At 73.2% G+C, this 18,597-nt stretch carries 16 protein-coding genes; 9 read left to right on the forward strand and 7 right to left on the reverse strand.

The genetic code is table 11. The annotated features are described in order from the left end of the window. Positions 1-51: 51 nt before the first annotated feature. Together ASE87_RS02525 and ASE87_RS02530 are read left to right on the forward strand one after the other, a co-directional pair. A complete protein-coding gene (locus tag ASE87_RS02525) occupies positions 52-2,883 on the forward strand; it encodes a glycosyltransferase family 2 protein (RefSeq protein ID WP_043594328.1) in 2,832 nt (943 codons plus the stop codon). Then, a complete protein-coding gene (locus ASE87_RS02530) occupies positions 2,876-4,291 on the forward strand; it encodes a DUF5719 family protein (protein WP_157489650.1) in 1,416 nt (471 codons plus the stop codon). The genes ASE87_RS02525 and ASE87_RS02530 overlap by 8 nt, the downstream gene beginning before the upstream one ends. 87 nt (positions 4,292-4,378) lie before the next feature. Here the strand turns inward: ASE87_RS02530 and ASE87_RS02535 are convergent, their stop codons facing one another. After that, the gene (locus tag ASE87_RS02535; RefSeq protein ID WP_043594324.1) at positions 4,379-4,828 is read right to left on the reverse strand and encodes a metallopeptidase family protein; all 450 of its coding nucleotides are present in this window, start codon (positions 4,826-4,828) and stop codon (positions 4,379-4,381) included. 71 nt (positions 4,829-4,899) lie between these two features. On the opposite strand from ASE87_RS02535, the gene ASE87_RS02540 reads away from it, so the two are divergent. From ASE87_RS02540 to ASE87_RS02550, 3 genes are all read left to right on the forward strand, one after another. Further along, entirely contained in the window at positions 4,900-5,112 is a 213-nt protein-coding gene (locus ASE87_RS02540) for a DUF3499 family protein (protein ID WP_043594322.1), read from the forward strand. Then, positions 5,102-6,523 carry a phosphomannomutase/phosphoglucomutase gene (locus tag ASE87_RS02545; protein WP_056225691.1) on the forward strand — a complete coding sequence of 474 codons (1,422 nt, stop codon included), beginning with the start codon at positions 5,102-5,104 and terminating at the stop codon, positions 6,521-6,523. Before ASE87_RS02540 ends, ASE87_RS02545 begins: the two co-directional genes overlap by 11 nt. A gap of 150 nt (positions 6,524-6,673) precedes the next feature. Then, the gene (locus tag ASE87_RS02550) at positions 6,674-6,925 is read left to right on the forward strand and encodes a metal-sensitive transcriptional regulator (RefSeq protein WP_233568399.1); all 252 of its coding nucleotides are present in this window, start codon (positions 6,674-6,676) and stop codon (positions 6,923-6,925) included. A 40-nt stretch (positions 6,926-6,965) separates the two neighbouring features. On the opposite strand, the gene ASE87_RS02555 is transcribed toward ASE87_RS02550, so the two are convergent. Next, positions 6,966-7,850 (reverse strand): RDD family protein, encoded by an 885-nt coding sequence (locus ASE87_RS02555; protein WP_082452245.1) that lies wholly within the window; start codon positions 7,848-7,850, stop codon positions 6,966-6,968. A gap of 18 nt (positions 7,851-7,868) precedes the next feature. Here ASE87_RS02555 and ASE87_RS02560 point away from each other — a divergent pair, with 18 nt between their 5' ends. Then, complete coding sequence (locus ASE87_RS02560) at positions 7,869-8,864, forward strand: stage II sporulation protein M (RefSeq protein WP_056225693.1); 996 nt, start codon at positions 7,869-7,871, stop codon at positions 8,862-8,864. Between the two features lie 33 nt (positions 8,865-8,897). Here ASE87_RS02560 and ASE87_RS02565 read toward each other — a convergent pair whose 3' ends face one another. The 5 genes from ASE87_RS02565 to ASE87_RS02585 form a co-directional block, all read right to left on the reverse strand. Then, positions 8,898-10,190 carry a DUF58 domain-containing protein gene (locus ASE87_RS02565; RefSeq protein ID WP_056225697.1) on the reverse strand — a complete coding sequence of 431 codons (1,293 nt, stop codon included), beginning with the start codon at positions 10,188-10,190 and terminating at the stop codon, positions 8,898-8,900. 2 nt (positions 10,191-10,192) lie between these two features. Then, the gene (locus ASE87_RS02570; RefSeq protein ID WP_056225700.1) at positions 10,193-11,146 is read right to left on the reverse strand and encodes a MoxR family ATPase; all 954 of its coding nucleotides are present in this window, start codon (positions 11,144-11,146) and stop codon (positions 10,193-10,195) included. 70 nt (positions 11,147-11,216) lie between these two features. Beyond that, complete coding sequence (locus ASE87_RS02575; protein WP_056225703.1) at positions 11,217-12,401, reverse strand: DUF4350 domain-containing protein; 1,185 nt, start codon at positions 12,399-12,401, stop codon at positions 11,217-11,219. Continuing rightward, positions 12,398-13,036 carry a DUF4129 domain-containing protein gene (locus ASE87_RS02580; RefSeq protein ID WP_056225706.1) on the reverse strand — a complete coding sequence of 213 codons (639 nt, stop codon included), beginning with the start codon at positions 13,034-13,036 and terminating at the stop codon, positions 12,398-12,400. Before ASE87_RS02580 ends, ASE87_RS02575 begins: the two co-directional genes overlap by 4 nt. Then, entirely contained in the window at positions 13,033-14,241 is a 1,209-nt protein-coding gene (locus ASE87_RS02585; RefSeq protein ID WP_056225709.1) for a hypothetical protein, read from the reverse strand. The genes ASE87_RS02580 and ASE87_RS02585 overlap by 4 nt, the downstream gene beginning before the upstream one ends. 149 nt (positions 14,242-14,390) lie before the next feature. Here ASE87_RS02585 and mtrA point away from each other — a divergent pair, with 149 nt between their 5' ends. Genes mtrA through ASE87_RS02600 form a run of 3 tightly spaced genes read left to right on the forward strand, consistent with a single transcriptional unit; the run spans position 14,391 to position 18,553 of the window. Continuing rightward, positions 14,391-15,071, forward strand: coding sequence for an MtrAB system response regulator MtrA (gene mtrA / locus ASE87_RS02590; RefSeq protein ID WP_043594311.1), 681 nt, complete (start codon positions 14,391-14,393; stop codon positions 15,069-15,071). A 9-nt stretch (positions 15,072-15,080) separates the two neighbouring features. Next, on the forward strand, positions 15,081-16,856 hold the full coding sequence (gene mtrB, locus ASE87_RS02595) for an MtrAB system histidine kinase MtrB (RefSeq protein ID WP_235472169.1): 1,776 nt from the start codon (positions 15,081-15,083) through the stop codon (positions 16,854-16,856). Continuing rightward, positions 16,853-18,553, forward strand: coding sequence for an LpqB family beta-propeller domain-containing protein (locus tag ASE87_RS02600; RefSeq protein ID WP_157489651.1), 1,701 nt, complete (start codon positions 16,853-16,855; stop codon positions 18,551-18,553). The genes mtrB and ASE87_RS02600 overlap by 4 nt, the downstream gene beginning before the upstream one ends. Positions 18,554-18,597: the final 44 nt, after the last annotated feature.

The following is an 18,597-nucleotide window of genomic DNA, read 5'->3' on the forward strand; positions in this document are numbered from 1 at the left end:
TCGGCGCGCCGAGCCGGTGCCCGCGTCGGTGCGACCTAGGCTGCACGAGTCATGCAGCCGAGAGTCACAGCGATCCTCGTCGCCCCTGGTGGAGCGACCTACCTCGACCGAACCCTCGACGGGCTGTCGCGTCAGACGCGGCCCCCCGAGGCGCTGGTGGTGGTCGACACCGGCGGCAAGGACTCGGCCGCGGGCCGGCTCTCGCTCAGCGGCGCCGCCCAGCTTGCCTCGCTGCCCGATGCCAAGACGTTCGGCGCCGCTGCCGCGCACGGCGTCCGGCTCTCCGACCCGGGCGACGGCGACCCCGACGAATGGGTCTGGCTGCTCGGCCACGACAACGCGCCCGCACCCGAGGCGCTCGAGCACCTCATGACGACCGTCGAGGTGTCGCCGTCCGTGGCAGTCGCGGGGCCCAAGTTGATGCGATGGGGCCAGCCCGGCGTCATCGCCGAGTTCGGCGAGACCGTCACCCGGTACGGCGCGTCGCTCGCCCGCGTCGAGAACGAGCTCGACCAGGGCCAGCACGACGTCACCGACGACGTGCTCGGCGTCGCGGCGGGCGGCATGCTCGTCCGTCGCACCGTCTGGACCGCGCTGGGCGGCTTCGATCCCGCGCTGCCGCACGTCGACGCAGCGCTCGACTTCTCGATCCGTGCCCGTCTCGCCGGTCATCGCGTGGTGCTGGTGCCCGATGCGAAGGTCGACAGCGCCGGACCGCCCGAAGAGTTCGGCCACGGACCCGTCGGTCACGCGCGTCGAGCGCGCCTCCACCGCGCGGCCCAACTGCACCGGCGCCTCGTCTACTCGGCAGCCGTCCTCTTGCCGCTGCACTGGCTCAGCCTCGTGCCGCTGGCGGTCGTGCGCAGCGTGTGGCACCTCCTCACCAAGAACCCCGGAGCCGTGGTGGGCGAGTTCGCCACCGCGTTCCGGGCTGCCTTCGGCGGCTCGCACGTGCGGGCCGCCCGCCGGGCCCTCGCCCGGACCAAGAGCGTCGGTTGGAGCTCGGTCGAGCCCCTGCGGGCGTCGCGCGCACTGTTGCGAGAACGACGCGTCACCGAGCGGGACGCCCAGGTCGCCGTCGTGGAGGACGCGCCCGATCCGCGGGCCAGCTTCGTCCACTCGGGCGGTCTCTGGGTCGTCCTGGTCGCCGCCGTCGTGGGCGTGGTCGCGTTCCTGCCGCTGCTCGGCAACCCGGCCGTGACGGGTGGCGGGCTCCTGCCGCTCAGCACCTCCGTGGGTCAGCTGTGGTCGTCGGTCGGCTACGGCTGGCGCGAGATCGGCACCGGGTTCCTCGGGCCCTCCGACCCGTTCGCCGCTCTCGTCGCCGTCCTCGGCAGCCTGACGCCCTGGTCGCCGTCGACCGTGGTCGTGGGGGTCTACGTCGTGGCCCTGCCGCTCTCCGCGCTCGGGGCCTGGTTCGCCACCCGCCGCGTCACCCGCCGGAGCTGGGTGCCCGCCGTCGCCGCCGCTCTCTACGCGCTCTCGTCACCGCTGCTCTCGGGGCTCCAGTCCGGCCACCTGGGTGCCGTCCTCGCGCACGTGGCGCTGCCGTTCCTGGTCTGGGCCATGATCGGGGCCGCGAGGTCGTGGACGGCCGGGGCCACCGCCTCCTTGCTGTTCGCCGTCGTCGCCGCCGCCGCACCGTCGCTCGTCCCGGCCCTGCTCGTCGGCTGGCTCGGATCGATCGTCAGCCGCCCGCGCGGCACCCATCGCCTCGTCGCGGTGCCCCTGCCCGCGGTGGCCCTCTTCGCGCCGCTCGTTGTCACGCAGCTGCAACGGGGCACCTGGTGGGCCGTGTTCGCCGACCCCGGGGTGCCCACGAGGTCGGACCCGGCGTCGCCGCTGCAGCTGCTGCTCACGTCGCCCGAGACGGGTCTCAACGGCTGGACGGCCCTGATCGCCGGAACGGGCTTCTCGTCCGCCACGCTCGCCGTGCTGGTCGCCGTCGCGATCGCCCCGTTGGCGCTGCTCGCCGTGGCCTCACCGTTCGTCGGCTCGCAGCGCCGTGCGGTCCCCGCCCTCGCACTCGCCCTGCTCGGCTACCTCACCGCCGTCGCCGCGACCCACGTGTCGATCACGGGCGTCGGCAGCGAGACGACCACGATCTGGGCCGGCAGCGGACTGAGCCTGTACCTGCTGGGACTCGTCGGCGCCGCGGCCGTCACCCTCGACCGGCTGCCGAGGGTCGCCCCACCGGCCGGTGCCCTGGTCGCCGTTCTCGCGCTGGCGGCCGCGGCCCCCACCGTCGTCGCCTCGTTCGGTCCCGTGGCCGACGTCCGCCCGAGCTCGGGCCGCATCCTGTCGGCCTACGTCACGGCCGAGGCCGAGGCGACGCCCGACGTCGGGACGTTGGTCCTCACACCCCAGCCGGACGGCTCGCTCGCCGTGTCGCTCGAACACGGGCAGGGAGCGACGCTCGACGACCAGTCGACGCTCGACTCGACCGCCCAGCGCCTCACCTCGGTCAACGAGGACCTCACCGTCCTGGCCGGGAACCTCGTCAGTCGCAGCGGTTTCGACCCGACCGACGACCTGCGTCGACTCGGCGTCGGGTTCGTGCTGTTGACGGCCACCGACGACGACGGTGACGCCGACCGTCTCGGCCAGCGCGCGGGCGAGGCGCTCGACGCCGACGCCGACTTCCTGCCCGTCGGCGACACGTCCAACGGCCTCCTCTGGCGCTACGTGGAGGCACAGGACGAGCGCGACGCGCGTCCGGCTGCCGGGCCGCTGCGTCCGATCGTCTTGATCAGCTGGGGACTCGTCTTCGGCTCCGCCCTTCTGCTCGCCATCCCGACGTCGCCGCGACGACGTCGATCCCGGGCCGGGACGCCCGAGGCCGAGCAGCCCGCCACGACCTTCGACGAGGAGCGAGATGAATAAGCGATCGGTCTTCTCCACGACGGGACGCGTGGCGGTCGGCGTCGTCGGCCTCGCCGTCGCCGCCGCGGTCGTCGGGGGTGCCGCCGTCGTGCACCTGCCGTCGTTCGAGACGGTGCCGGCGGGTCAGCTCGTGACCCCGGTGCCCGTCGACCAGCAACGGGTCTGCACCGGGGCGCTGCTGCAGCTCTCGGACGCCGAGGGTCAGCAGGCCACGACCGCGAGTTCGGTCGGTCGAGCCGCCGTCGCCCGGCAGTCGAGCGAGGGCGACGTCGACGTGGACGAGCTCGCCGGTGCCGACGGCGGTGACTCGCGGCCGTCCGTGGTCACCGCGCCCGTCGAGGGTTCCGACGTGCCCCTCGTCGCGGCGGCCCAGAGCCAGTCGGTCGACGAGGGCGACCTGCGCGGCTTCGCCTCGGCGCCCTGCACCGAGCCCACGAGCTCGACGTGGCTGATCGGCGGCTCGACCGAGACGGGGCGCGTCTCGCTGATCAGCCTCGTGAACCCCAGCGACGTGAACGCCACCGTCGACCTCGACATCCGGTCCGAGACCGGCGAGGTGCAGGGCCCCGGAATCGACGGGATCGTGGTCGCCCCCCGCAGCCAGAAGGTGGTGCCGCTCTCGGGCTTCGCCACCGGACTCGTCTCGCCGGCCGTCCACGTGACGAGTCGAGGTGGGCAGATCGTCGCCACCCTCCAGCAGAGCGTCGTCCGGACCCTCGAACCCGGGGGCGTGGACATCGTGACCGGGTCCGCCGCGCCCTCCCGCGAGTCGGTCGTCACGGGGATCGTCGTCCGCGACTCGGCGAACCTCGAGGGTGCGCTGGCCGACCCGTCGTCCTCCGACCTCCAGTCCGTGCTGCGCGTCCTCGTCCCGGGCCAGGACGCCGCGCAGTTGAGCGTCTCGTTGGCCACCGACGACGGCACCGGCACCACGTTCGAGACCCGGGTCGAGGGCGGACGCGTCACCGACGTGCCCATCGACGGGCTCGAGGACGGCGTCTACACCGCCACCGTGCGGTCGTCCACGGCCGTGGCCGTGGCCGCCCGGACCTCCGCCGTCGCCGCCGACGCGGGGGGCGTGGACCTCAGCTGGGCCGCCTCGTCGCCGCGCCTCTCGGGTGACACCGGGGCCGTCGTGCCCGACGGTGAGGGCGGACGCCTCTGGCTCGCCAATCCGGATCAGGACGCCGTGACGGCCAAGGTCACCGTGGGTGACGGCGACGAGCGGGACGTCGAGGTGGCCGGTGGGTCGACGGTCGGCATCGACGTGGGCCCGGGCGACGCCGTCCGGCTCGAGGACGCCAACGGCCTGCGGGCGGGCGTCAGCTTCTCGGCACCCGCGGCCATCGCCGCCTGGCCGGTGACCTCACCGTTCCCGGCGTCGACGCCCGTGACCGTCTACCCCTGACGACGTGGGCGCCGTCCCGCGGGCGTCCGGGGTGTCTTCGGGTGTCCCGGGACGTCCCGGCCTGCTCCGAGGCCGGACGGCCCCGGTTCAGCCGTCGCGCCAGCGATCGGGCGCGAGCTCCCACGGGTCCTTGCCGAGCAGGTCGGCCACGGCCCGGAACACGTAGCCCTCGACGAGCACGCGGTGGTTCCACTCGTCCTCGGCGGCACCCCGTCGGTCGTGCGACGGAGCGAGTCGTTCGATCGGCAGGCGGTACAGCACCACCCGGCCAGCGGCCCGGTCGACCGACCAGCGTTCGACGCGGGTGCGGTCGGGTTCGGCGGGGAGGCCGGCGACCTCGAACGACGTGTCGGCGAGTTCGTCGGGCCACGCCTCACGCAAGTAGTCGGCGGTGGCGGCGACGATGTCGTCGAAGAGGTCGACCCGCGTGCGCAGGAAGGGCAGGTGGGGCCCGGCGGCGGACGACCGCAATCCGCGTCCGTGGCGGTCGCGCCGACGGGACCGGTCGGTGACGCGTGCGCGGCGGGCCTTGCTCATCCGCCCATCGTAGGCCCGCCGAGGAGGCGCGGGTCGGCCCCCGGGGGACGTCGCGATAGTCTGTCCGCCAGATGAACGGTCGACCCTGCAGCAAGGTGACGTGCCACGACGAGGCCGTCGCGACGCTGACGTACGTGTACGCCGACTCGATGGTCGTCGTCGGTCCCCTGAGCGACCGCGTCGAGCCGCACGGTTACGACCTCTGTGCCCGCCACGCGGGCACGTTGTCGGTCCCGCAGGGCTGGCAGGTCCTGCGCCGGGTAGTTTTGGGCCATGACCTCTGAGAACACCCCCGTCGACCTGACCGCCTTCGTCAAGACCTACGACGTCCGTGGGCTCGTCGGCAGCCAACTCACCGACGAGGTGGTCGAGGCGTTCGGGGCGGCCTTCGCCGACGAGATCGAGGGCGCCGGCCGCGACCTGGTCGTCGGCCACGACATGCGCGACTCCTCGCCCGGCTTCGCCGAGGCCTTCGCCCGGGGCGCCCGCGCCCGGGGCGCCGACGTCGTCGCACTCGGCCTGTGCTCCACCGACGAGTCGTACTTCGCCTCCGGCTCGCTCGACGCCCCGGCGGCCATGTTCACCGCGAGCCACAATCCGGCCACCTACAACGGCATCAAGATGAGCCGGGCCGGCGCCCAGGGCATCAGCCTCGACACGGGACTGTCCTCGATCCGTGACCGCGCCTCCTCGTTCCTGGCCGACGGCATCGAGGCCGTCGCCGAACCCGGCACCGTGCGAGAGCACGACGCGCTGCCCGACTACGCCGCCTACCTGCGTGGACTGGTCGACCTGTCCGGCATCCGGCCGATCACGGTCGTCGTCGACGCGGGCAACGGCATGGGCGGGCTCACCGTCCCGGCGGTGCTGGGCGAGGCCGCGGGCCTGCCGAAGCTGCCGATCGAGATCATCCCGTTGTACTTCGAGCTCGACGGCACCTTCCCGAACCACGAGGCGAACCCCCTCGATCCCGCCAACCTCGTCGACCTCCAGAAGGCCGTCCTCGAGCACGGGGCCGACCTGGGCCTGGCGTTCGACGGCGACGCCGACCGCTGCTTCGTCGTCGACGAGAAGGGCGACGCCGTGACCCCGTCGGCCGTGGCCGCGATCGTCGCCGTCCGCGAGATCGCCCGCGTCCGCGCCGCCGAGCCCGACGCCGAGATCTCGGTGATCCACAACCTGATCACGTCGCGTGCGGTGCCCGAGGCCATCGAGGCCGCCGGAGCGACCCCGGTGCGCACCCGAGTCGGCCACTCGTTGATCAAGGACGAGATGCGAGCGACCGGCGCGATCTTCGGCGGCGAGCACTCGGCGCACTACTACTTCCGCGACTTCTGGAGCGCCGACAACGGCATGTTGGCCGCCATGCACGTCCTGGCCGAGTTCGGGGCGCAGACCGAGCCTCTCTCGACCTTGACCGATCGGTACACGCCGTACGCGGCGAGCGGCGAGATCAACTCGACCGTCACCGACGTGCCGGCGGCGTACGCCCGAATCGTCGAGGCCTATGCCGGGGTTGGCGACTTCGACGAACTCGACGGGCTCACGGTCAGCGGGACCTCCGACGACGGGTTCTGGTGGTTCAACGTCCGTCCCTCGAACACCGAGCCGCTGCTGCGCCTGAACGCCGAGGCGGCGACGCCCGGTGGCATGGAGCGCGTCCGTGACGACGTCCTCGGGCTGATCCGCGGCTGACGGTCGACCGGCTCCGCGGCCGCGGAGCCGAGCTCGCTACCCCCTGGGGGTATCCTGGCGACCGGACGACACAGGCAGGAGGCGCGGGTGGCGCAGCAGGGTGATCACGCGACGACGACGCACGTCGGCTACAGCGGCGACAAAGAGCAGATCGTCAAGCGTCTGCGCCGCGCCGAGGGCCAGGTGCGGGGCATCCAGCGGATGGTCGAGGACGACACGTACTGCATCGACGTGCTGACCCAGGTCAGTGCGGCCACTCGTGCCCTCGAGACCGTGGCGCTCCAGCTACTCGAGGACCACCTCGCCCACTGCGTCGCCCAGGCCGCCCGCGAGGGAGGCGATGTCGCGGACGCCAAGGTGCGCGAGGCGTCCGCGGCGATCGCGAGGCTCGTCCGGTCGTGAGCCTGCGGGCCACGGTTCGTCGCGACGACGGCGACGACGATCAGCGCCGGGGGAAGCCCGGGACGGTCTCGGTCAGGGCCGGGGTGAGGCGGTCGAGCAGGGCGGACTCGCGAGCCAGGGCCGCGGACTCGCGTTGACGACGAAGCGCCGAGACCCCGGCCAGGAGGAACTCGGGATCGCCCGACGGTACGGGCGAGACGTACGGCGTCGCCTCGGCCGCGAGGTCGTCGGCGACACGTCGTCGACTGGCGGGGGAGAGCTGCGGGGCCTGCTGCAGGAACGACGCGATGCGACGGGCCAGGCCGTCGGGCAGGCGCCCGACGTCCGCGATCTCGGCCCAGCCCTGCAGGTGGGACGGCACGCCGTAGACCACGTGAGCGGCCTTGGACACGCGCTCGTTGCGACTGTACGTGCCGGCCATCAGGTCGCCCAGGCGGCGGGACGACCCGTTGAGCAGGGCGACGACGACGGCCAGGCCACCACTGGTCAGGACGATCTCGAGCAGACCCACCAGTGCCCGGGTGAGGGCGTGGCGCAGGCCGATCGCCCCTCCGTCGGTGCGGACGATGCGCGCACCCACGGCGAGCTTGCCCAGGGACCGACCGTGGCTCGCCGTCTCGACCACCGTCGGCACGACGATGAAGCAGATCGCGATCGACGCGACGAGGAAGGCCTGCGACAGGGCGTCGTCCAGCACCCCGCCCTCGTTGAGCAGCGAGACGAGCAGCAACGCGCCGACGAGCAACAGGGCGTAGGCCAGGTAGTCGATGAGCACGCCGGCGGCTCGCAGCACGAAGCTCGTCGGCCGGAGGTCGAGAGCCACCGCCTCGCCCGTGACGAGCTCGTCCCCACCCGCCGCGAAGGCCTCGACCTGGTCGGGGCGCAGCACCACCGGGGAGGCGCCTCGTGCCTTCGTGCGGGACATGCCTAGTATCTAAGCAGAATGGACATCGACGCCTACGCCGCCGCCCACGGCCACGACTGGGCCGAGCTCGACCGCCTCGCCCGACGCAACCGACCGAGCGGACCCGAGGCCGACGAGCTCGTGCGCCTGTACCAGTCCGGAGCCGGGCAGCTGTCCGCGCTGAAGACGGCGACCGGTGACTCGGTGGTGGCCGACCGCCTCTCGATGTCCCTGTCGCGCGCACGCCTGCGGTTCACGGGAGCGGGCCGCAACCTGTTCAGCCAGCTGCCCGCCTTCTTCGTCGCGCAGCTGCCGGCCGCCCTCTATCGTGTGCGGTGGCTGTCGCTCGTGCTGACGCTCGTGACCGTCGTCGTCGCGGCGGTGTTCGCGGTCTGGGCGGCGAACACGCCCGCGCTGCTGGCCTCGTTCGGCAGCGAGGAGTTCCGTCGGCAGTTCGCCGAGCAGGACTTCGTGAACTACTACTCGGAGAGCGCCTCGACCTCGTTCACCGGCCAGGTGTGGACGAACAACGCGTACATCGCGGCCCAGTGCGTGGCCTTCGGGATCACCGGGGTCTGGGTGCCGTACGCGATTCTCAGCAACGCCATGAACGTCGGCATCTCGGCCGGGCTCATGGCCGACCAGGGGCGGTTGGACCAGTTCTTCCTGTACATCGCCCCGCACGGCCAGCTCGAGCTCTACAGCATCTTCGTCGCCGGGGCGGCTGGCTTGTTGATCTTCTGGTCCTGGGTGGCTCCCGGTGCCCGCACGCGGGGGCAGGCCTTGGCCCAGGACGGACGCGCACTCGTGACCATCGCGGTCGGACTCACGCTCTCGTTGCTGGTCTCGGGCGTCATCGAGGGGTTCGTCACCCGGCAGGCCTGGCCGTGGCCGATCAAGATCGGGATCGGCACCGTGGCCCTGCTCGGCTTCCTGGCCTACCAGTGGCTGCTCGGCAGTCGGGCCCATCGGGCCGGACAGACAGGCGACCTCGACGAGTTCGAGGCCGGGGCGACGCAACTCGTCGCCGACTGATCCCGCGTCATCGCCCCCGGCGCCTCCGCTGCGTCAGAGGCGGCCGGCCGCTTTGAGCGCGAGATACCGATCCGCGAGCGCCGGCGGAAGGTCGGCCGGCGCGCCGGTCACGACGTCGGCGCCGAGTTGACGCAGGGCGGCACCGACACGACCCTGGTCGAGCCGGGCGCGTTCGGCCGACGCCGCTCGGTAGACCTCGTCGCGGGTGCCGCGTCGGAGGACCGTCTCGTCGAGCGCCGGATCGGTGACCGACGCCACGACGACGAGGTGCTGGCGGGTGAGTTGGGGGATCGCCGCGAGCATCGACCGCGAGGCGCCGGGGCTGTCGACCGTCGTCGCGAGAACGACCAGCGCCCGGCGGGACGTCACCGAGCGGACGAGGGCCGGCACGGCGGCCCAGTCGGTCTCGACGAGTTCGGGCTCGACCGGCGCCATCGTCTCGACCATCGACGACAGCAGGGCGGGCCCGGTCGCGCTCTGGACGCGGCCCCGGACCCGGCGGTCGAAGAGGACGACGTCGACCCGGTCGCCGGCCCTCGACGCCAGGGCCCCGAGCAGGAGGGCCGACTCGAAGGCCGTGTCGAGCCGGGGCTCGTCGTCGATGCGGGCCGCCGAGGTGCGCCCGGTGTCGACCACGACGACCACACGGCGGTCGCGCTCCGGTCGCCAGGTGCGCACGACGAGGTCGTCGCGGCGTGCGGTCGCCCGCCAGTCGATGGAACGGACGTCGTCCCCTCGCACGTACTCGCGCAGGCTGTCGAACTCCGTGCCCTGGCCGCGGATCATCACGCTCGTGCGGCCGTCGAGCTCGCGCAGCCGGGCCAGACGGGAGGGCAGGTGCTTGCGCGACGAGAAGCGCGGCAGGACGCGCACCGCGCCGGGCACCTCGTGCGTCGCCTGGCGACCGGCGAGCCGGAGGGGGCCGACGGTCCGGACGGTGACGCCTCCGGCTCGGCGTTCGCCCCGGCGGAACGGGGTCAGCGTGACCGTGAGGGTGGCGGCCCCTCCCGGCCGCAGGGAGAGACGGCGGCGGGTGGGGGTGGCGCCGGCCGACGGCTGCCAAGCGTCCCGGAGGAGTCCGCGCAGGGTGCGTCGACCGTCGTTCACGACGGTCAGCCGGGCGGGCGCGCTCTCGCCGAGACGGATCGCCCCGGGCAGCTCGCGCCGGATCGTGAGCGACCGGGGCGATGCCGCGAGAGCCACGTCGACCACGGTCAGCGCGGTGACGACACCGAGCCACCCCACGATCGCCCATCCGCTGCCCGTGACGACGACGGGCACGACGCCGAGTGCGACGAGCGCGACGAACCAACCGGTGATCGCCATGGCTAGAGCGGCACCCGGACCTGCTGCAGCACCGAGCGGACGATGCCGTCCGCGTCGACGCCCTCGAGTTCGGCCTCGGGGCGTAGCTGCAGGCGGTGCCGCAGCACGGGCAGGGCCATGGCCTGGACGTGGTCGGGCGTGACGTGGTCGAAGCCGGTCAGCCACGCCCACGCCTTCGAGGCGGCGAGCAGGGCCGTGGACCCGCGGGGGCTCACGCCGATCTTCACCGACGGGCTCTCGCGTGTGGCCCGGGCCAGGTCGACCATGTAGGCGAGCACGTCGGGGGAGGCACCGACGCGGGCCACCTCGGCCTGTGCGCGGGCGAGGTCGTCGGGGCCGAGCACCGGGGTGACGCCGGCGGCCCGCAGGTCGCGGGGTGAGAAGCCCGCGGCGTGGCGGTTCAGCACCTCGACCTCGGCCTCGCGCGGCGGCAGGTCGAGGGTGAGCTTCATCAGGAACCGGTCGAGCTGGGCCTCGGGCAGCGTGTAGGTGCCCTCGTACTCGACGGGGTTCATGGTCGCCGCGACCAGGAACGGCGTCGGCAGTTCGCGACTGACCCCGTCGACCGAGACCTGGCGCTCCTCCATGGCCTCGAGCAGCGCGGACTGCGTCTTGGGCGGTGTGCGGTTGATCTCGTCGGCGAGCAGGACGTTGGTGAACACCGGGCCGGCGCGGAACTCGAACTCGCCTGACTTCGCGTCGTACACGAGCGACCCGGTGATGTCTCCGGGCATCAGGTCGGGCGTGAACTGCACCCGTGCGGTGTCGAGCGACAGCGAGTGGCTGAGTGCGCGCACGAGCAGGGTCTTGGCCACGCCGGGGACGCCCTCGAGCAGGGCGTGCCCCTGCGCCAGCAGGGTGACGATCAGGCCCGTCACGGCGCCGTCCTGGGCCACGACGGCCTTCCCGACCTCGGTTCGGACTCGGGCGAAGGTCTGCTGCAGTTCTGAGCTCATCTGGTGGTCACTTCCGGGGTGGGGATCGATGCGGGGACGGACGGACGAGGCCCAGGAGGCGCGGGTCGGGTCACGACGGAGCCACCGCCCGTCGCACCTCGCGCTCGAGGTCGAGCAGGCTGTCGCTCAGCGAGACGAGCTCGCGGTCGTCGGCCGGGTCGGCATCCACGAGCACGTACCGCGGGCCCCGCGGGTCGGCCGAGGTGAGCGCGGCCACCCGGGCGACGACCTCGTCGACCGAGGCGGTCGACGACAGGCCCGTCGTTCGCGCGAGTCGCCCGAACGTGCCGATGCGGAGCTGGTCGAGGGCGTGGCGGCGCTGCCCGGACCGTTCGTAGAGCCGGGCGCGACCCTCGGTGGTCTCGGACGCCTTGACGGTCACCGGCAGTCGCTCGACGACGAGGGCACCGAGGCGTCGACCCCGCCACACCATGGCGGCCACTCCGGCCAGGAGCAGGACCGCCAGCGAGGGCGTCACCCACGGAGGCGTGAGCGTGGCGAGCGTGCCCTGGCCCTCGGGCAGGTCGCCGGCCGAGGGCAGGTACCAGGTCAGCTCGGATGACCCGCCGAGCAGGGCGAGTGCGAAGGCCGCGTCGTCGTCCGTCGCGATGGCGCCGTTGGTCAACGCGCCCGTGGCACCCAGGACGGACACCTTCGTGCCACCGTCGTCGAGCTCGACGAGACCGTAACCGTCGTCGGACGGGAGGCAACGGACGGCACCCGGGGCGTCGACGGCGTAGGCGACACCCGTGACGTCGACCCGGGACGCCTGTCCGAGGGCCGGCGACGTGCAGGCGGGCGCGGCGGTGCCGTCCTCGACCGGGGCGGCCGTCGAGACGCCCGGGGCCACGCTGTCGAGTGCGGCGGACCCGGGGGAGAGGAGCACGAGGTGCGAGGTCGCCGTCGCGAGGCGCCGCCACTGGTCGCCGACCAGGAACCCGGAGGCGTCGTCGACGAGGAGCGTGCCGTCGCCGGCCTCGAGCCGGTCGAGGGTGTCGCCGAGGGTGGTCGTCACGGTCACGTCGACGCCCTGCCGGCCGAGCACCTCCACCAGTGCCTTCGCCCCACCGGGGGCGGCGTTCGCGGGGCCGAGGGCGCGCCCCTCGCCCGAGCCCGAGCCGACGAGCAGTGTGGCCGCGACGCCGAGCGCCAGGACGAGGGCGAGGGCTGCCCAGAACCGGGCACGTCGGAGCGCCGTCGTGACGGTGGGGGTCGAGACCGTGCCGGTCTCGGCGGAGGGCGCGGTGACGGTCACGCGTCCACCCGCCGGGACGAGGCCACACGCCGGTCGAGCTCGACGACGGCCCGGTAGGCCTCGTCGGTGCCGGGGCGGTCGAGGTAGCGGACGCCGTCGAAGGCGGTGGCGGCGTCGGCGAACCCTGCCCGGAGGTCGGGGAAGACGTCGCCCGCCCGGCGGGCCACGTCGCGGGCGGTGGTGCCGGGGGAGACCGCGACGTCGCCCCGCTCGGCCAGCGAGCGGGCGATCGCCCGGAAGGCCTCGGCGACGGCGAGCGTCAGGTCGCCCCGGGAGGCGGCCTCGCGGGCCGCGGCACGCATGGCATCGCTGTCACGCACGTCGTCGTCGCCGAAGAGGACGAGGTCACGGGCGGACCGTCGGTTGAGCCGCGGCACCCCGTAGACGAGCAGCACGACCACGACGACCACCACGACGACTGCGAGCAGCACGATCGCCGCGACCGCCGGCGCTCCCTCCGTCCCCCCGAACCGGATGGAACCGAGCCAGTCCCAGAACGCCTGCGCCGCGCGGTCGAGCCAGGACGGTTGCGCCGCCACGTACTCGGGCCCGGTGAGCTCGCGCAGGACCTCGCGCCGGGCGTCGTCGGCGTCGGGGGTCAGCGGGGGCCCCGCGGCGAAGAACAGGGGACTCACCAGCGGGGTGCTCCCGGGTGCGTCGTCGGGGCGAGCGGGGCCTCGGGCGTGCGGTACGGGTCGGGTTGCCCCTCGGCCGACCGGCCCCCGCGCTCGACGTAGCGGACGAGTTCGAGGTCGAGCCCCTCGGTGCGGATGCGCCGGTCGACGTAGACGAGACCGGCCGACGCCGCCTGGAGGACGGAGCCGATCGCGCCGATGACCGCCGTGATGCCCAGGGTCACGGCATAGGTGCCCGCCGTCAGGGCGAGGAAGGTCGGATCGGTCACGTCGCCCGTCGGCGCGAGCGTGCTGGTCAGGACGCTGAACAGCACCGAGAAGGGCGTCGCGACGACCTGCGAGGCGACCTGGATCATGAGGAACACCAGTGCGATCACGCCGAAGGTCCGCCAGAAGGAGGCGCGGGTCAGCGCCCACGAGCGCCTCACCGCCGCGCTGAGCGTCATCCGCTCGAGCATGATCGCGCTCGGAACGAGGCAGGTCTTGACGGTCAGCCACACGCCGAGCACGAGGAGGCCCAGCCCGAGCAGGACCCCGACCCCGACGCCGACGGCGATGCTCGGGCCCGAACCGAGGGCCACGCCCACGACGACGACGCCCGCCACGAGGGCCAGCGCCACGACGTAGGCGGCGGTCAGCAGGGCGGACCAGCCCACGAGCGTCCCCAGACGGCCCTTGGCCAGCGCCCAGAGGCCGCCGAGTCGGAGCTTCTCCCCGAGCGTCTGACGAGCGGTCTCGAGCACGAAGAGCCCCTGGAGCAGGGCCGTGACGATCACCTGCAGGGCGATCGGCACGAGAGCCGACGCGGCCACGATGGCGACGGCGCCGGCCAGCACCGCGTCACGGTCGCGGGGCAGGGCCTGTTCGACCCGTCCGAAGGCGAGGAAGGCGCTGCCGCCGGTGATCGCCACGGTCACCACGAGCAGGACGACCTGCGACAACAGGGCCGTGCCGAACGTGGTGCGCGGATTGCGGCGGAAGACCTGGAACGAGGCGCCCAGGATCTCGCCGAAGGTCAGGGGACGCAGCGGCACGAGGCCGGGTCTCGGCGGCGGGGCCCAGCCAGGGGCCGGCGGCGGGGTGGACCCGCCCGGGGGCGCCACGGGCACGGATGCGGGGCCGTCGGACGACGGGTCGACGCGCTCGCCCCAGCGCGGCGGGGACGTGTCGCCCCCCGGTGTGCTCCAGGCGTTCGGATCGGTCATGGTCCCCCTGGTCGTCCTGACCGTGAGGTCGTCCTCACGGGTGTGTTCATGTTTCCACACCGGACCGGGCGCTGCCAGCCGATGCGCGCCTCCTGCACTAATCTGTCCTGACGTGCCGCCTCCCGAGCGGCCCAGCCCAGACGGAGAACATGAACCCGCGCATCCTCGTGGTCGACGACGACCCGGCGCTCGCCGAGATGATCGGCATCGTCCTACGCGCCGACGAGTTCGACCCCCACTTCTGCGGCGACGGCGCGGGCGCCCTCGAGGCCTTCCACGAGGCCTCACCCGACCTCGTCCTGCTCGACCTGATGCTGCCGGGCCTCGACGGCATCGAGGTCTGTCGCCTCATCCGTGCCGAGAGCGGTGTGCCGATCATCATGCTGACCGCCAAGGGCGACACCGCCGACGTGGTCCGGGGTCTCGAGAGCGGGGCCGACGACTACGTCGTCAAGCCGTTCAACCCGAAAGAGCTCGTCGCGCGCATCCGCACCCGGCTGCGCCCGGCCACCGAGCCGACCAACGACGTGCTCACGGTGGGCGACCTGCGCCTCGACGTCGCGGCACACGAGGTGCGACGCGGTGACACGCCGATCGCCCTGACCCCGCTCGAGTTCGAGCTGCTGCTCGCGCTCGCCTCGAAGCCGCAACAGGTCTTCACGCGCGAGATGCTGCTCGAGCAGGTGTGGGGCTACCACTACAAAGCCGACACCCGTCTGGTGAACGTCCACGTGCAGCGGCTGCGCGCGAAGGTGGAGCACGACCCCGACGCGCCCCGCATCGTCACGACCGTGCGCGGCGTCGGGTACCGCGCCGGCGCGGGTTCGTAGCCCGGTCGGGTGGCGCTCGTGTCGACGGTCGCGGGGCCCGACCAGGGCGGGCCCGCCCGGTCGGGCGGGCCGTGGTCGTGGCGCGCGCCGGCCTGGCGCACGTGGCCGACCCGTGTGGTCGGGTTCTGGCGGTCGTCGTTGTCGTTCCGCACCGTCGCGCTCACGGTGGTGCTGTCGACCGTCGCCGTCACCGTCATCGGCACGCTCATCTCGGTGACCATCGGCACGAGCCTCTACGACCAACGCCGAGAGCAGGTCGAGGCCGAGAGCGTGCGGGCCACGCTGCTGGCGCAGAACATCTTCGACTCGGCCACGGCCACCGAGGACGCCAACCAGGTCGAGCTCGACGCCCTGCAGAACGAGGCCCAGACCGCCATCCTGGGCTCGACCTCGAGTCCGGGCGGAACGAGCATCGCCATCCTCCGGACCCCGGGGCAGAACAGTCCGCAGACCATCCAGAACATCGCCAGCCCCGACTTCCCGGACTCCGTGATCTCGCCGGCCCTCCGCGAGGCGGTGGCGGCGGACGACGGTCGCCTCTCGATGCAGTCGGTGTCGCTGCCCCCGACGTCGCTGGGCGGCGGCTCGCCCGGCATCGCCGTCGGCTCGACCCTGCAGGTACCCACCGCGGGCCAGTACGAGCTCTACCTCGTCTACGACCTCAGCGACGCGCAGGCCACGCTCGACCTGATGCAGCGGACGCTCGGCATCGGCTCGCTCGCTCTCGTGCTGTTGATCGGTGCGATCACCTACCTCGTCGTCCGTCTGGTCGTGGGCCCCATCCGCACGGCGGCCGAGACCAGTCAGAAGATCGCGGCCGGGCACCTGGAAGAACGCATTCCCGAGAAGGGGCAGGACGTCGTGGCCACTCTCGGGCGCTCCTTCAACGGGATGGCCGACGCCATGCAGCGCCAGATCTCGCAACTGGCCGAACTGTCGCGCGTCCAACAACGCTTCGTCAGCGACGTCTCGCACGAACTGCGCACGCCGCTCACCACGATCCGTCTGGCCGGTGACGTGCTCTACGACCAGCGCACCTCGTTCACTCCCTCGGCCGCCCGCACGGCCGAGCTGCTGCACACCCAGGTCGACCGGTTCGAGCTCCTGCTCGCCGACCTGCTCGAGATCTCGCGGTTCGACGCGGGTGCCGTCGAACTCGAGACCGAGCCCGTCACGGTCGTGCGTCTCGTCGAGGACGGCGTCGACGAGTTCGGTCCCCTCGCCGCCGAATCCGGCAGCGTCGTGTCGGTCGTCGCCCGGGGTGGGTACTTCGAGGCCGAGATCGACCCGCGACGGCTGCGCCGCATCCTGCGCAATCTGCTGGGCAACGCGATCGAGCACGGCGAGGGTCGGCCGATCGAGGTCGAGGTCGACAGCGACGCCACGGCCGTCGCGGTGGCCGTGCGCGACAACGGCGTGGGCATGAGCCCCGCCGACGCCGCGCGGGTGTTCGACCGGTTCTGGCGGGCCGACCCCTCCCGCAAGCGCACGATCGGGGGCACGGGGCTGGGCCTGGCGATCAGCCTCGAGGACGCGGCCCTGCACGGCGGCCGGCTCGAGGTCTGGTCCGAGCCGGGGTCGGGCAGCCGGTTCGTCGTCACCCTGCCCCGCGTGGCAGGCGGTCGCATCGAGGGATCGCCCCTGCCGGTCGTGCCTCCGGATCGCCGGGGCGAGACGACGGTCCCGGTGACGGGCGAACCGTGGTCCGGTTCGGTCCCCGCCGTCGAGGTGCCGGGCGCGTCGGTCCCGTCGTCGGCGACGTCGGAGGAGGGGAGCCGACGATGACTGAACGTCTACGGAACGGCCCGTGGGGGCGTCGGTCGGCGGTGCTGGCGGCCCTCGTGACCGCCGCGATCGCCCTGACCGGGTGCGTGGGCATCCCCGACGGCGGTCAGGTGCAGCGAGGCGACACCGTGAGCGACGACGTGGTGAGCGACTTCGTCTTCCGGCCCAACGGTCCCGTCGCCGGCAGCTCGCAAGAAAGGCTCCTGCGGGACTTCCTCTCGGCGGGCACCGGGTCCCAGGACAACTACGGGGTCGCGCGTCAGTTCCTCAGTGCCGGCTTCGCCGACGAGTGGGAACCGCGGGCCAGCGTCACCATCCGCCCCGGGGTCGGGTCGACCTCGCGGGTCGGCGGGTCGACGCTCGACTACGCCTTCGTGGGCTCGGCGACGGTCGACTCGGCGGGGCACTACACCCCGGCCACGTCGTCGACGACGACGTCCCTGGCGTTCTCGTTCGTCCGCGAGGGCGGCGAGTGGCGCATCAGCGACGCCCCCGACGGCATCATCCTCTCGCCGGCCACCTTCGACTCGGTCTTCCGGTCGCACGCCGCCTACTTCTACGACCCCACGTTCACCTATCTCGTGCCGGACGAACGGTGGTTCCTCGCCCGGTCGTCGACGAGCACGCGCCTCGCGACGGCGCTGCTCGACGGGCCGTCGGACTGGCTGCAGGGCGCCGTGGTCTCGGCCTTCCCCGAAGGGACCCAGCTGTCGCTGACGGCCATCACCGTGGACGACGGGACGGCCCGTGTCGACCTCACTGCCGACGCCCTCGAGGCGACGCCTGACGCCCGGGCCCGGATGCAGGCCCAGCTGCTGGCGAGCTTCTCGACCCTCGCGACCGTGACGGCCGTCGAGCTCAGCGTCGAGGGTGCCCCGCTGTCCGTGCCGGCCATGCAGCAGCCCGTGCCGGTGCGTGACCCCGCGGTCGACGCCCGGCCCCTCGTGCTGACCGAGGGCGTGCTCGGATTCGCCACCACGAGTGCCACGAGCCGGCTCCCGGGGCTCTCGGACGCGGTCGAGGCCCTCCGGCCCCGGTCGGTCGAGCTGTCGGCGGACCAGACGAGCGCCGCCGTCGGCACCTCGTCGGGCACGTACGCCGTCACGGCCTCGGGAGGAGCCCGGCTGGTCGACGCCCGGACCGGACTGGTCGCCCCCTCGCTCGACGACGCGGGCTTCGTCTGGTCGGTCGTCGCCGACGACCCGTCGAGTCTCACCGCGTACGCGCTCGACGGCACGCCCCACCCTGTGGTGGCGTCGCTGCCGGCGGGTCCGAGCGTCACGACGTTCCGCATCTCGCGCGACGGCACCCGCGCGTTGCTGTTGCTCGACGACCAGGGCGAGTCGCGCCTCCTCGTGGCCGCCGTCGTGCGGGACGCCGACGGGGTCCCGCTCCGGCTGGGCCAGCCCCTCGAGCTGTCGGCTCCGGACGGCGCGCCCGTCGACGCGACCTGGGCCGATCAACTGACCGTCGCCGTCCTGACCTCCGTCGGCGAGTCGTCGCGCGTGACGATGTCCGAGGTCGGCGGGGACTCGTCGAGCGCCGGCCGCCCGTCCGGCGAGGCGGTCGCGATCGTCGGCGGCAACGGTTTCGACCGTCTGCTGCTGCTGGGTGCCGACGGCGACGTGCTCGAACCCCGGGGCAGCAGTTGGCAGGCGACGGGGCTGACGGCCGACCTGGTGGCGACACAGCGCTGACACCCGGGGAAGGGCTCCTCCCCAGGACGGGCCGCCGGACGGCT

It is taken from the genome of Frigoribacterium sp. Leaf44, from assembly GCF_001421865.1.
In the GTDB taxonomy this organism is placed as follows: Bacteria; Actinomycetota; Actinomycetes; order Actinomycetales; family Microbacteriaceae; genus Frigoribacterium.

Excerpts from the sequence above, each read along its gene's own strand:
- ASE87_RS02600 (WP_157489651.1), top strand. The coding sequence starts at position 16,853 with ATGACTGAACGTCTACGGAACGGCCCGTGGGGGCGTCGGTCGGCGGTG.
- ASE87_RS02555 (WP_082452245.1), bottom strand. The coding sequence starts at position 7,850 with ATGTCCCGCACGAAGGCACGAGGCGCCTCCCCGGTGGTGCTGCGCCCC.
- ASE87_RS02570 (WP_056225700.1), bottom strand. The coding sequence starts at position 11,146 with ATGAGCTCAGAACTGCAGCAGACCTTCGCCCGAGTCCGAACCGAGGTC.
- ASE87_RS02560 (WP_056225693.1), top strand. The coding sequence starts at position 7,869 with ATGGACATCGACGCCTACGCCGCCGCCCACGGCCACGACTGGGCCGAG.
- ASE87_RS02585 (WP_056225709.1), bottom strand. The coding sequence starts at position 14,241 with ATGACCGATCCGAACGCCTGGAGCACACCGGGGGGCGACACGTCCCCG.
- ASE87_RS02530 (WP_157489650.1), top strand. The coding sequence starts at position 2,876 with ATGAATAAGCGATCGGTCTTCTCCACGACGGGACGCGTGGCGGTCGGC.
- ASE87_RS02525 (WP_043594328.1), top strand. The coding sequence starts at position 52 with ATGCAGCCGAGAGTCACAGCGATCCTCGTCGCCCCTGGTGGAGCGACC.
- mtrA (WP_043594311.1), top strand. The coding sequence starts at position 14,391 with ATGAACCCGCGCATCCTCGTGGTCGACGACGACCCGGCGCTCGCCGAG.
- ASE87_RS02545 (WP_056225691.1), top strand. The coding sequence starts at position 5,102 with ATGACCTCTGAGAACACCCCCGTCGACCTGACCGCCTTCGTCAAGACC.
- ASE87_RS02535 (WP_043594324.1), bottom strand. The coding sequence starts at position 4,828 with ATGAGCAAGGCCCGCCGCGCACGCGTCACCGACCGGTCCCGTCGGCGC.
- ASE87_RS02540 (WP_043594322.1), top strand. The coding sequence starts at position 4,900 with ATGAACGGTCGACCCTGCAGCAAGGTGACGTGCCACGACGAGGCCGTC.
- ASE87_RS02565 (WP_056225697.1), bottom strand. The coding sequence starts at position 10,190 with ATGGCGATCACCGGTTGGTTCGTCGCGCTCGTCGCACTCGGCGTCGTG.